Source organism: Paucisalibacillus globulus, assembly GCF_900184735.1.
In the GTDB taxonomy this organism is placed as follows: domain Bacteria; phylum Bacillota; class Bacilli; order Bacillales; family Amphibacillaceae; genus Ornithinibacillus; species Ornithinibacillus globulus_B.
Map to the genome: position 1 here is coordinate 549,149 of NZ_LT855386.1, position 13,591 is coordinate 562,739.

A 13,591-nucleotide genomic window follows, 5' to 3' on the forward strand; every position below is an offset into this window, starting at 1 on the left:
GTGAAATATGTCACACTTAACGTGTGATTTTTGTCTCATTTCCAGATGAAAATGACAAGATTGTGAACGATGTTACAAGGTTGGATAATGTGTAAGTAAAGAAAGTCATGTGCTTTTACCATTCTTGTTGTTTGATGCGATATATAAAGATTTCCTATTCTTCATTTCAAATTGATGTCCAGATCAATTTAATTCTTTAAAATCACCTATTGTTCATTTCAAGTAGAAGTCCTGGACCAATTGATTCACAAGCTTCACCCATTCTTCATTTCATGCAGAGATCTTGAACCAAATGATTTACAAGATCCGCCCATTCTTCATTTCAAGTAGAAGTCCTGGACCAATTGATTCACAAGCTTCACCCATTCTTCATTTCATGCAGAAGTCTTGAACCAAATGATTTACAAGATCCGCCCATTCTTCATTTCAAGCAGAGATCCTGAACTAAATGATTTACAAGCTTCGCCCATTCTTCATTTCATGCAGAAATACTGAACAAATTGATTCACAAGCTTCGCCCATTCATCATTTCAAACAGAAATACTGAACTAAATGATTTACAAAATCCGCCCATTCTTCATTTCAAGCAGAAAAACACTAGGTACCTGATGGGTACCTAGTGTTTAATAAAGCTTCGTTATTCAGTTACGATAATCTTACCAGCTGCACCTTTTTCAACATGTTCAAATTGATGCGTTACAAATTTGTATTCACCTGGTTCTTTTACAACGAACTCTACAACAGCTCCACCACTTGCTGGTAAGCCAACTGTTTGCATTCCTTTTTGATGATTAGCTGGATGACCATCGATATAAACATCTTCCATGATGGTACCAATTACGTGGAAGCTACTTATTTCGTTAGGGCCGATATTATTGATATAGAATCGTATCTTATCGCCCACTTTTGCTTCTAGTGGAGTATCTATTAAAGCCCCTACCGTACCATTCGTGTTCACTTGTCCTGGCTCTAATGCTTTAGCAGAGAATACTACTTGGTTAGGCTCCCCCTCTATCATATCTCCCATGTCATTGTAGTCGTACCATTCATTTTGAATGATGACAAACTCTTTGTCGACTTCATTATCTGTTGGATATCCATCAGTTGGTTTTACGATGATGACACCGTGCATTCCGTTTGCGATATGAGCTAATACAGGTTCCGTACCACAATGGTACATGAAGACACCAGGACTATTAGCTTGATATACAAAAGTACCTTCTTCATGTGGCATAACATTAGCAAATCCTACATTAGGTGCCGTATGCACAGCGTGGAAATCCATACTGTGTGGCACTGCTGGGTCCATATTATCAAGAGTAAAGTGTATCGTATCTCCTTCATTTACAACTACTACTGGACCAGGCGCTTCACCATTAAATGTCCAAGCTTTATACAAGGTATCATTATCAAGTTGAATATCAGTAATTTGTGCTGTCATCTTAACAAAGACATCCGTTCCATCACGTTCTACTTCAAGAGGAACCGGTTCCTGATTTATTCCTTCATGAGGAGCAAATACTTGTGCACTAACTGTTTCAATATTCTTATCTGTCGTATCCAGTTTTTCTGTATTCTCTAATTGATCACCACAAGCAGATACTAATAGAACTGGAATACTTAACCCTACAAGCAACCCGAATTTAATTTGTTTTTTCATATTGCTCACCTCAGAGTTTTTGTAAGATAAGATATTGTGATGTAATGAACATTAAATTTACTACTTATCTTATCTTCAACTTAATTATAATTGTCACGACAGTTACTACATGTGATTCAAATCACAATTTATTGTGAAATTATGAACAATATATGTCTAACATTTCTTACGGAATATGAAATTTTCAATTGATTGATTCTCCTAGAGATAATCATGACTCCATGTATTTGAAAAAAAGTAAACCCCAAGCTCACTATCAAAGCCTGAGGTTTATAAGAGTATTAAATTAAATTATTGTACGACTAATGTTGAAACCATTTCTCCGTGACCTTCACCACACATAATGCTACATAAAATTTTATATTCTCCAGGTTCAGTAGGTGTAAAAGTAGCTTCTCCCTCACCATCAATTGTTACATCTAAACCTTCAATTATAATTCCATGCATACCTTCATCATTAGTTAAGGAAACTTTAACTTCTTCACCAGCTTTGACTGCATAAACATCTTTATCAAATTCGAAATTTGAAGCAACGATATTTACTTCGTTATTAGGATCTGGAGTTGCTGTTTCTGTACTTTGTTCTGTATCAGATGATGTATCCGCCTCTTTAGATTCTGAATCATCTCCCCCACATGCTGCTAGAACCAAAACTAATGAGAATAGTAATGCAAAAAGTATTTTTTTCATATTGAATTCCTCCTATGTGCTTTATTACTTACAAGTTAATCATAAAGTGTATTGTTGCATTTGAATGTGATGTAAATCACATTTAATAACCAAAATATCCATTTTTCGGCATCTTGTCACAAATCTTCCATATTTCCAAAGGAAATAAAATATCTAAATCCTACTTTATTTTTTTCCGATTGCCACTCTCCATAGGGTTGGTCCTTCTTCTAAATATTCCCATGAAAATTGTCCATCTCTTTCCATCATAAACTGGTAATACAGTGGTTTAGGGTCATGATCATTAGAAAGTTCCATATACTCCCCAGCCTTTAAACCTTCAAACACTTCAAAGATTTTTGGATGACGAATTCTTGGTTCTATGTCTGGTGCATGCAATTTTGTTGCAAATTGTATCTCTTTCATTTAAATTCCTCCTTTTCATGTACATGTACATCATATGCTTTATAGAGGGATAATTTAGTGAGTTACTTCACTACACCCCTGTGATTTTCATCACACCTGAAATGGGGTATCATGATAATATAGTGATAGATATATCCAACGGGAAGGATGGTACTATGTCACCAGAATCAATACGTGAACTCTTACAACAATTTCCTATGTTTAAAGACTTAACGAAAGATGAAATGATGCCAATTGTAGATATTGCTAAAAGTCGCTTTTTCCCACAAGGGACACATGTATTTATGCATGGAGATCCTTTGACAAATGTTTATTTTATACAAAAAGGAAAAATTAAAATCTATCGAACAGATTTGCAAGGTAAAGAACAACTTATTAATGTGTTGAGTGATAATGAGATGTTTCCACATCAAGGATTCTTTCGAAAAGATGACTATCCAGCTCATGCAGAGGTAATGGAGGATGCAAATCTAATTTATGTTCCTATTAAATTGTTTGAAGAGTTGCTTTTCACTCACCCAGAAATTTGTGTGAAACTCTTTCGGGTATTAGGAGATAAGATAGTAGAATTACAAAATCGCTTAGAGGAAAAAATGTTACATAATACGTATGAACAGATTATTATGCTTTTATTAAGACTTGCTAAAGATGGAAAAAAACATGATGAAACATTCACTCGATTAAACTTACAATTAACCAATCGCGAATTAGCAAATATGATAGGCTCTAGCCGTGAAACAGTAAGCAGAACACTAACACAACTTAAAAAGAAAAAGTTAGTAAGCTCTGATTATGCAAGTTATTTAGTAATAGATGTAATGGGATTGCACAAAGAAATATTTTAGTAAGTAAGAGAATGTAGATGGGTTTCTCTTATCTACACTCTTTTTTCTCCATAAAAATAGAAATATAATAACAAATGAACAAATATGGTTATAAAATGACTTATGTAATATTGTTCAACTAATAATAGCCAAGCAATCTCGTTGCTTGGCTATTATCTACACGGTCCGCTTCTGCTTTCCTTTTTGTCGCATCGCTTTCGGTATATAGACACAATATGGTTCACTTTCCATATAGTCACCTGTTATATTATAGGCTCTAGAACGGGATCCCCCACATACATGACGGAACTCACAAACGCCACATTTCCCCTTATATTTATCTGGATTTCTTAGATTTTGAAAAATCTCTGATTCACGATATATTTTAGAAAGTGGTGTAACACGAACATTCCCTGCCTTAATCGGTAATAATCCGCTAGGAAAAACATCTCCAGTGTGGGAAATGAAAACAAAACCATTTCCATCATTTACTCCTTTAGGTGCACGACCTAAACCATCTATTTGCCCTGTTTTCCCTTGATTGATTGCATCCTCATAAAAGATATGCTCTGCACCACTCATTCCTTTTTGTTCACGCATTTTCTGTTGAATAACGACACGTCGATAATGTTGACCAGCCGTTGTTTTAATATCAAATGGTACTCGTTTAGATAGCTGATATAGCCACCTAAAAACTTTTTCATGCTCAGCAGGAGTTATCATATCCGATTCCTTTCCCCTACCAGTAGGCACAAGGAAAAAGACGCTCCATAACACACAGTTTAAGTTCTCCACCATTTCTGCCATTTCATCTAAATAATCATAATTATATCTTGAAATAACCGTATTAATTTGGAGTGGCATATCCAGCTCATGCAAGTAACTAATTGCGTTCATCGTTAAGTCGAATGAACCAGATGTACCACGAAAATGATCGTGTACTTCCGCGCAATGTCCATCGATACTAAATGCCCATCTTGCCAATCCAATATCTTTTGCCTGTTGCATGGCTTCTTTCGTAACGTTAGGTGTTGCAGATGGTGTCATCGATACCCGGACACCTTTCTTAATTGCATATTCCGCTATATCAAATACATCCGGACGCTCCAAGGGATCCCCACCAGTAAACACTAGCATTGGATTATCCATTTCATAAATATCATCTATTAATTTCTTACCTTCTTCAAATGTCAATTCTAGTGGATGACGGTGATGCTGTGCTTCAGCCCGGCAATGTAAACAATGTAATTGACAAGCCCTCGTTAACTCCCAAATAACAATAAATGGATTTTCATTATAGTCTCGATTAAACAAGTTAATCCCTCCTTGTCAATAATGACAATTTCACTTTAGAATGATTACACGTCACTTGGTGTGACATTTATCACAAATAATTAGAAAAATAGTTTGTAGCGCAAGATTGTCAAAAAACGTTTAGAAAATAGCCATCAAATTTGCACATTTAACGGTACAATGATAAATAGACATTACGAAATAGTGATTGGAGATTTATTAATGAAAAAAGTCTATGCAATAATCATATTCATTGCCATCATACTGATTGGTGGTATTTTCCTTATACTATCTTTTGATTCAGATGATGATAAACAAGCAGATAAAAAATCTGTTGAGGATGTTTCTTCCCTTGTGGAACCTCAACCCTTACCAATCCCTCCTATTCTTGAAGATATGAATCCGGATCCTAATCAAGCAGAATTTCATTTAACTGCCCAAAAAGGAACTAGTGAAATTTTGGATGGTGTGGAATCTACAACACTTGGTTATAATGGAAACTTTCTCGGTCCAGTTATTCGAGTTCATAAAGGGGAGAAAGTAAAAGTAAAAATGAAAAATGATTTGGATGAAGCAACTACTTTACACTGGCACGGTTTACGTGTAGATGGTAAAAATGATGGTGGTCCACATTCTGGAATTAAGCCTGGTGAAACTTGGGAACCTGAGTTCACAATTGTACAACCAGCTGCAACACTTTGGTATCACCCCCACATGATGCACATGACTGCAAAACAAGTCTATGAAGGTTTAGCTGGGTTATTTTACATTGAGGATGAAGTATCAGAACAACTTGCGATTCCAAAAGAATATGGTATTAATGACTTTCCACTGGTTGTACAGGATAAGAGACTAGATTCTAACGGTAATATGCAATATGATCCTGGAATGACTGATATTATGATGGGACTTTATGGGAATGCCTTTCTTGTGAATGGTGCTATTTCACCTTATTTAGAAGTACCAAAGGGAATGGTTCGCCTTCGACTATTAAATGGTTCAAACGGTAGAACCTATCATTTTGAATTAAGCAACAGTCAACCCTTCTATCAAATAGCTAGTGATGGTGGATTTCTGGAAGAGCCAGTTGAGATGACATCTATACGCATGAGTCCAGCAGAACGTGCAGAAATTCTAGTTGATTTTTCTAAATTAGAAACTGGCGATATCATCAAACTAATTGATACCGGTTCTGATTTAGCTAAGACTGTTACCGATGCTCATGAAATAGAATTAATGGAATTTGTTGTGACAGATAAAACATCAGAGGTATTTGACATTCCTGAAAAATTAACAGACATCGAATCTATTGATCCAGATAGTGCCGTCGTAACAAGAGATATGGTAATGGCTGGGGTAGGTGCAACATTAACCATTAATGAGAAGTCAATGGACATGTCACGAATTGATGAAGAAGTAAAATGGAATGATACAGAGATTTGGGAGGTTACGAATCAACGTACTGGGCTAAATGGAGGCATGCCACATCCCTTCCATCTGCATGGTGTACAATTCCAAGTACTAGACCGAGACGGTAACCCACCTCCAGCAAATGAATCCGGCTGGAAAGATACCATCCTAGTACACCCAGGAGAAACCATACGAATCATAACAAAATTCACCCACAAAGGAATCTTCATGTACCACTGCCACATCCTCGAACACGAAGACGCCGGCATGATGGGACAATACGAAGTGAAATAGGGGGTGCCTGTCACTCCCCGAAGTTTGTCGAAAAGTAGTAAAGTATAACAAAAAGTCGCAGAAATAAATCTGCGACTTTTTGTATTAATTCTTTAACTTTCTCACCACCGTTCTCTCAATAACACCCCATGGAATTATCTTTTTAATGAACCATAATGACCTAGTTCCTTTACCAACTCGATAACGTAACTTCGGATTTTTCTTTTCACAGATCTTCCGTACTAGATTAGCTACTTCTAATGGATCTCCTGCTGTCTCAGAAGCACGCTTCGCAAAGTTATAAGCATTCCGCTTCAAGGTTTCATCCTCACGTATTACTTTTCCAATTTCCAGCCCTTTTTCCCATATGCCTGTTTTGAAAGAACCCGGTTCTACTAGCGAGACGTAAATATTCTCAGTGAGTAATTCCAGTCTTAAACTCTCACTCAATCCCTCAATTGCAAACTTAGAAGAACAATATGGCCCCATACCAGGAAATCCAAAATACCCACTAACACTACTTATATTAATAATATGTCCACGATTGGAAAGTTTGATCAACGGTAATAAAATTTTAGTCGTTTGGATGACACCAAGTACATTTGTATCATATTGCCTCTCCCAATCTTCCATCGTTAAATCTTGAATAAAGCCTCCTTGTGAGTATCCTGCATTATTAATTAACACATCCAAATGACCGAATTTAGACTCTATCCAATTAGCTACTTCCTTAATCTGCTTCTCCTTTGTAACATCCATCTCAGCAATTATTAATTTATCTTCCATTTTTAACTTCTTTACCATACTCAGTAATTCATCTTCATTAGCCGTATTTCTCACGGCTGCAATCACTACAAATCCAGCTTTAACTAACTCCACCGAAATAAGTTTTCCAAATCCTCCATTTGCACCAGTTACTAGAGCAACCCTCATAACCTTCTCCTCTACTAAGTGTTTTATATCTCTAATCTTATAGTTCTATCTTACTCTTTGGGCTCTGGTAATAAAACATTCATTATTGCTGCCCCTATTAAAATAACTACTGAAACATAAAGTGCTATATCATAACTATTATATAGTGTATAAACCATCCCAGGAACATAAGCTCCTAATGCAGACCCTACTTGATGAGCAAGAGATAGACACCCAACAATAAATCCGATTGAGTAGGCCTTAAAATACTGGGTTGCTAAAAGTTGCGTGGGTGCAACCGTTGCAAAATCTACTAAGCCAAAAATAATAGCAAATATAATCAATAAAGTAGAATTCTGCGAATACAGTAATAACGCCATTGATAATGCCCTAGTTCCATAAAGTAACACTAATAATTTTCTACTACTCCAATGATCAACGATGATCCCCGACAACAAGATTCCAATGATATTGAAGGCAGCTAGAATGCTAACAGCAGTACTAGTAATAGCAGTTGAATGACCATGATGGCTTGAATACGGTATAAGATGAGTATCCATTAAACCAGTAGTCGTAAAGCCACAGATTAAAAATGGCAACATTAAAAACCAGAACTTTCTCATTCGAAATACTACCCAAATCGATTTGTGATTGTTTTCTTTCTGGCTAACACTACCTAATTCAAGCTCAGTAGCACTTCCTCCAATAGGAAATAACCCTTTATCTTTTGGATGATTCCGTATTGTGAGTAGTACAATTGGAAAAACAATAACCATTAAGAATAACCCTAGAGAAAGAATAGCTACTCTCCAGTCAAAATAATGTATTAACAAAAGTGATCCAGGTACTATAAGCATCTGTCCAAAGCCAAATCCAGCCTCTAGTATTCCAAGCGCCATTCCACGCTTCTTATTAAACCAGTTAACCACTAGTACCGTTCCGACTACATTAGATGCCCCACCAACACCGATTGAAACAATGGAGTAAAGAATAAACAATTGCCAAACATCTGTTACAAATGATATGAAAAAGAAACACGTCCCAACAAGAAATGTGCTTACAGAAAGTATTAATCTAGCACCAAACTTATCTACTAATCTTCCAATAATAGGTTGTGTAATTCCGTAAATTATAAAGCTAACGGTTGAAATAAGAGAAGTTATCCCCCGGTCTATTGAAAGATCCCTTTCCCAAGGTTCCATAAAAGCTCCAAATGCTAACCTGCCTCCTTGTACTGCTAAAAAGGCTAGAAAAATAACAGATACAATGACCCAAGCATAATGATTTTTTCCTTTCATATGCAGCCCTCTCTTTCCCCTCCACCAAAAAACAAATAGTTAATACTATTTAAATGAATTTTCATGAAAATTTCAATTAAATTCTGTTATCATCTGAAATTCTATTCAATTCCAACTTGACCAAGTTTTCTGAAAGTGGTAATTTTTAGTTATCTCTAAAAAAGTTACACAACAAGGATGATGATTAATGAGAATAGTCTTTTCAATAGCTGGGCTGATTACTTTTATATTTTTGTTAGCTGCAGTTCCTTTATCTATAAATATTATAGATGATAATTTGACTCTATCTTTCAAGACAATGGCTGAACTGATCAAGAATTATGCAACAGGACTACTAAATGGTGATTCCTTTACTTATCAAGAAGGAAAGAACCGTACATATAATCTCATCCATGATATAGCTTCTTATTTATTTACTTCCTTAAGGTACCTATTATTGGCAGGCTTTCTATCCGTTATAATTGGGTTGCTTATTTCCGCTTGGTACAGTAAGTCAAAGAAAGAATGGATGAAGGATACTATTGGTTTCTTGGGGACTATTCCTGATTTTATTTTAGTAATTTTTTTACAGCTTGGAGTAGTATCTATCTATCAATCTACTGGATTTAGATTGGCAAGAGTAGCATCACGATCTGCCGATGAAAATGCGTATTTACTCCCATTAATAACGTTGACTCTTATTCCAGCAATCTACCTTATACGAACATTATCTGAACGCACATATGATGTTCTCTCTGAGGACTATATTTTAACAGCTAAAGCAAAAGGATTGAAAAAAAGAGTCATCTATATTAATCACGTTATTCGCAATGTACTCCCATTTTTAAAGGCCGACTTACATAAGGTATTAGCAATTATGATGAGTAATCTATTTATTGTAGAATATTTGTTTAATATCAGAGGAATAACAGCTATGTTATTTGGTGGAACGATGTACCAATACAACCTTATTGTGAATACATTATTTGCTTTGGTTTTCCTTTATTTAATAGTATATTGGTCTATTCGTTTGCTTATCTTGCTTCTGGAGAGGGTGTTTGCCCATGACTAATTGGCGATTGTGGTTAGGAATCATATCAACTAGTTTAATACTTTTCATAGCGGTATTTGGTCCTTTGCTAGCACCATATGAAAAGGATTATGTAGAACCAACCGGATATTATTATAATGGTCCTGATGATTTTGGAGTACACTCATCTCCCTATCCACCCTCAAAAGAACATCTATTAGGGACTGACGAATGGGGATACGATATTTTAACACTTCTTCTGTACGGTGCAAAATACACCGTATTTGTCGGAATTGGGGTTGCCTTTTTTAGGATTGCTATTGGGGGTTCGCTAGGAATTTGGTTTGGATTATCAGGGAAAGAGAAAAAGAAAACAGGAACCATCTTTGGATTACTTGGCAGTATACCAGCATTCCTCATTATCTATTTTCTGTTAATCCGAATTACCATTAACTCACCACTTTCTATATTAGAGCTAATCCTAGTACAATCATTATTAATGGTAGTTGTTGGTTTTCCTGGGGTGTATTCAGCAATTTATAGTAAAACAATTGAACTAAATAAAGAGTTATATATTACAGCTACAAAAGCTCTCGGATCAAGCAAACTAAGAATTTTAGGGAAACATATCTTTCCCCATTTAAAAGGTACCTTACTGGCTATGTTTGTGAAGGAGATAATATTAGTTCTTACTCTAATAGGACAACTAGGTATTTTCAATCTATTCTTAGGAGGGAGTATCTTAAGACTTGGTGGGCCACCTGTCTACATATCTATTAGTAGGGATTGGGCAGGTCTTATCGGACAATGGCGGTCCTTCATCTATGATTACCAGTGGATTCTTTATTTCCCACTCTTAGCATTTGTCCTATTATTATTTTCATTTTACATGCTATCAAGAGGAATCGAACTAAGACAAAAAGCCACCATGCAAAAATATCCACATATATAAAAAAAACAGCCCCTTAGGCTGTTTTTTTTCATACTTTTATATAATGGAATTCATTTAAAAAATACGAAAGGGATCGGGAGTATAAGCTAATCATGTAAACTTCTCGAAGGTGACCCATGAAATTTAGTTGAATATCATAACCATTTAACATTTTTGAGGCCAATTTTTAAGTCATCAATATCCTTATCAGATACATTGATATTCCCATATCGCACTTTCTGATATACCTCCACATTGACCTGTAATCCAATACGATGAAACCACTCATTTAGCGTCTCTGATTGCTTCCTGCCCATTTTATTTTTAACCGCCTTTCGCTCAAATTCATGTATCATTATTCTTACAGGATGCTTCTTTCCTATACGCAAACGTTTAATGGCTCTCATGAACTTTTGATAGGAACCATACTCTCCTGTTTCCCACTCACTGTTTACTGACTTTCCACCAATTCCCTCCTGAGAAGAAGCATCCCTTTTAAGTAATTTTAGTACCACCAAGAGACCAAAGATTGCAATAATTACACCAATCGCAATATAGATGCCAACAATAGACCCAATATATTCCATAGCTGGTGTCTCAACTAATGCAGGTTTTTCTGGCAACCCCTCTAGTCCCTCTAAGAGGTTTTCAGCGGTGGATGGTTCCAAAAGACTAAATAGATTAAGAACTCTTCCTATAATAGAGAAAAGAATGTATATAAAATTATCAAACACCCTTTCAATATAGGACTGAGTACTAATTATGAAGGCCAGGAAAGCACCAATTAATAAAAAACAAATAAAGTAGAATCCACTCTGGTAGATTGGCAATTTCCGCCTACCGGAGACAGCTACATGACTAACCGCAAAACCAAACACGATAACGAACAATTGAAGAAATAAGTATCCAATTGCTAATACATCACTTGTAATGGTATACACTATAATGGATATCATAGCAGTCAATAATATGTAACTTGCTTCTCGGCCAATAAGGAAAAGCTGCCTAATGCGAAGGTATCTCCAAATAATTAGCAAAGATACTGGCAGACAAAGTAACAAAGGAAATTTGAGTAGGGAGTAGAATGTGATCAGTAATAATGGGACTATAAGATAATATGATTTGTAGTCAACTCTATTTTTCTCCAACAAGATGAATGCAATACAAAGGGGGATTATCACAGCAAAAATACTCCACTTTGGAATCCACATATAGTAAAAGTGGATTGGAAGTAATAGCCCAATTGAAAGAATAATCATTTCTGCAATAAAATGATATTGATCAGATATAAAATGACGTCTTTTACTCATGGAATCACAACCTAGGGAAAAGTTATTTTAAGTAATTACCCTATTATACCAAATCTTCAAACAATTAATATAGTAAAGATAGCTTCTTCAAAAATATTCTTGGAGAAGCTATCTTTATTTACCTCTATAATACTCTGTAGGAACGTTTTCCTGACTCTTTTGCCTTATAAAGTGCTTTGTCTGCATTTTTTAATAGTTCATATGAAGTAGACGTTATATGGAAAGGCTCATTTCTTTTATACTGCATATCATTATTATCCTTCTCTTACGCTCTAAGACACTATCATCAATTCTCTACAACACTTTTAATAACATCTACCACTTCATTAAAATAGGGTTTTACAATAAACCCTTTAGCACCTATTTTTATAGATTCCACTATATTAAATCCCGTACCCATGGAGGAACACATAATAACTGTCGCATCAGGATCAAACTCTAGAAATTTTTTAAGTACTGTAAGCCCACTTATATTCGGCATCGTAATATCTAGGATTACAATGTCTGGATTTACATACATGTATTGATCAATAGCCTCTTCACCATTCGAGGCTTCATATATGGTCGTGTAACCATGTTGGTTAAGAATTCCTTTTAAATACTTCCTTATAAATCTCGAATCATCCACAACCATAATTTCTTGCATAACATAAACCTCCAGTTTCACATAACAAGTTTCTTATTTGTTCTAACCTCTATTTTTCCATAAATAAAAAATATGACTACTACCCTCTATTCTCATTTTTGTGGTGCACATGTAGGAATACACTCCTATTTTTAGTTTTGTCTTTTATTGAAAAACAAAAAAAGCAACCAAACGGCTGCTTTTTTTGTTCACTATGAAAGTAGATCCAATACCTGCATTGGTTCTGATAATTTAGGAAACCCTTCTATTCTCTCACTTATATAAGTTGGTAAGAACCAAGTTGCCTGATAGGCTTTCATTCCAACATTCGACGCTCCAATCAACTCATTTGACCCACCATCTCCAATAAAAAGGGATTGCTCCGGAGAAACATGTAAATTCTGACATGCAATCCTGTAAATCTCAGCATTAGGCTTTGCTTGTTTTACTTTGTATGAAAAGATAATATCATCAAATAGATTCGCCAATTTTGACTCACCAAATCCGATTACTTCTTCTGGTGTACAATTACTAATTAACCCAATTTTTATCTTTCTTTCTCTTAAAGTCTGGATCATTTGAATAATTTCATTATCAATATCATGAAAAGGTACTAATTTAGCCTTTATTCTTTGTTGATGTATTTGTTCAATAATATTTTCATCTATTGCTTTCCCTAATGTAGTCAGTATATCTCTTAGAACACTTTGATGATCTGGAAAAGTACCATTCATTCTTCTTTCTACTCTTAGCGCCCATTCTTTCTTATATGTTTCTTCCGTTATTGGTAATGCCTCTGTTGAGTAGGTCGCTTTCTTCTGATTGCCCTGCCATTCTGTAATAAGCGTTTCATATAAATCAAAGAATATAGCCTTCACCACTTCAAAACCTCCCTAGATTTTTTCAAGCGTTCACCATATTTTCTTACTAACTATCATATATATAGACATT

Annotated in this window: 13 protein-coding genes; 4 read left to right on the plus strand and 9 right to left on the minus strand. The window is 35.3% G+C overall.

The features are described from left to right. Positions 1-637: 637 nt before the first annotated feature. The 3 genes from BN999_RS04810 to BN999_RS04820 all read right to left on the minus strand — a co-directional run bounded on the left by BN999_RS04810 (position 638) and on the right by BN999_RS04820 (position 2,755). Positions 638-1,660, minus strand: a complete 1,023-nt coding sequence (locus BN999_RS04810) for a multicopper oxidase domain-containing protein (protein ID WP_096270242.1) — start codon at positions 1,658-1,660, stop codon at positions 638-640. Positions 1,661-1,951: 291 nt separating this feature from the next. Next, the gene (locus BN999_RS04815; RefSeq protein WP_096270243.1) at positions 1,952-2,350 is read right to left on the minus strand and encodes a cupredoxin domain-containing protein; all 399 of its coding nucleotides are present in this window, start codon (positions 2,348-2,350) and stop codon (positions 1,952-1,954) included. A 165-nt stretch (positions 2,351-2,515) separates the two neighbouring features. Beyond that, on the minus strand, positions 2,516-2,755 hold the full coding sequence (locus BN999_RS04820; protein ID WP_096270244.1) for a DUF2249 domain-containing protein: 240 nt from the start codon (positions 2,753-2,755) through the stop codon (positions 2,516-2,518). Between the two features lie 155 nt (positions 2,756-2,910). Here BN999_RS04820 and BN999_RS04825 point away from each other — a divergent pair, with 155 nt between their 5' ends. Continuing rightward, positions 2,911-3,600 (plus strand): Crp/Fnr family transcriptional regulator, encoded by a 690-nt coding sequence (locus BN999_RS04825; protein WP_096270245.1) that lies wholly within the window; start codon positions 2,911-2,913, stop codon positions 3,598-3,600. A gap of 156 nt (positions 3,601-3,756) precedes the next feature. Here BN999_RS04825 and BN999_RS04830 read toward each other — a convergent pair whose 3' ends face one another. Beyond that, positions 3,757-4,893, minus strand: a complete 1,137-nt coding sequence (locus BN999_RS04830; RefSeq protein ID WP_096270246.1) for a TIGR04053 family radical SAM/SPASM domain-containing protein — start codon at positions 4,891-4,893, stop codon at positions 3,757-3,759. A gap of 201 nt (positions 4,894-5,094) precedes the next feature. Between BN999_RS04830 and BN999_RS04835 the strand changes: the two genes are divergently transcribed. Next, positions 5,095-6,576 (plus strand): multicopper oxidase family protein, encoded by a 1,482-nt coding sequence (locus BN999_RS04835; RefSeq protein ID WP_096270247.1) that lies wholly within the window; start codon positions 5,095-5,097, stop codon positions 6,574-6,576. Positions 6,577-6,660: 84 nt separating this feature from the next. Here BN999_RS04835 and BN999_RS04840 read toward each other — a convergent pair whose 3' ends face one another. After that, positions 6,661-7,488, minus strand: a complete 828-nt coding sequence (locus BN999_RS04840) for an SDR family oxidoreductase (RefSeq protein ID WP_096270248.1) — start codon at positions 7,486-7,488, stop codon at positions 6,661-6,663. Between the two features lie 50 nt (positions 7,489-7,538). Continuing rightward, positions 7,539-8,765: an MFS transporter gene (locus tag BN999_RS04845; protein WP_096270249.1), complete on the minus strand. Its 1,227-nt coding sequence runs from the start codon at positions 8,763-8,765 to the stop codon at positions 7,539-7,541. Positions 8,766-8,952: 187 nt separating this feature from the next. Between BN999_RS04845 and BN999_RS04850 the strand changes: the two genes are divergently transcribed. Both BN999_RS04850 and BN999_RS04855 read left to right on the plus strand, forming a co-directional pair. Next, complete coding sequence (locus BN999_RS04850; RefSeq protein WP_096270250.1) at positions 8,953-9,816, plus strand: ABC transporter permease subunit; 864 nt, start codon at positions 8,953-8,955, stop codon at positions 9,814-9,816. Continuing rightward, on the plus strand, positions 9,809-10,726 hold the full coding sequence (locus BN999_RS04855; protein WP_096270251.1) for an ABC transporter permease: 918 nt from the start codon (positions 9,809-9,811) through the stop codon (positions 10,724-10,726). Before BN999_RS04850 ends, BN999_RS04855 begins: the two co-directional genes overlap by 8 nt. 134 nt (positions 10,727-10,860) lie before the next feature. Here the strand turns inward: BN999_RS04855 and BN999_RS04860 are convergent, their stop codons facing one another. The 3 genes from BN999_RS04860 to BN999_RS04870 form a co-directional block, all read right to left on the minus strand. Beyond that, entirely contained in the window at positions 10,861-12,015 is a 1,155-nt protein-coding gene (locus BN999_RS04860) for a hypothetical protein (protein ID WP_096270252.1), read from the minus strand. A 286-nt stretch (positions 12,016-12,301) separates the two neighbouring features. Continuing rightward, positions 12,302-12,661 carry a response regulator gene (locus BN999_RS04865; protein ID WP_096270253.1) on the minus strand — a complete coding sequence of 120 codons (360 nt, stop codon included), beginning with the start codon at positions 12,659-12,661 and terminating at the stop codon, positions 12,302-12,304. A 191-nt stretch (positions 12,662-12,852) separates the two neighbouring features. Next, on the minus strand, positions 12,853-13,521 hold the full coding sequence (locus tag BN999_RS04870) for an HAD family hydrolase (protein WP_096270254.1): 669 nt from the start codon (positions 13,519-13,521) through the stop codon (positions 12,853-12,855). Positions 13,522-13,591 lie beyond the last annotated feature (70 nt).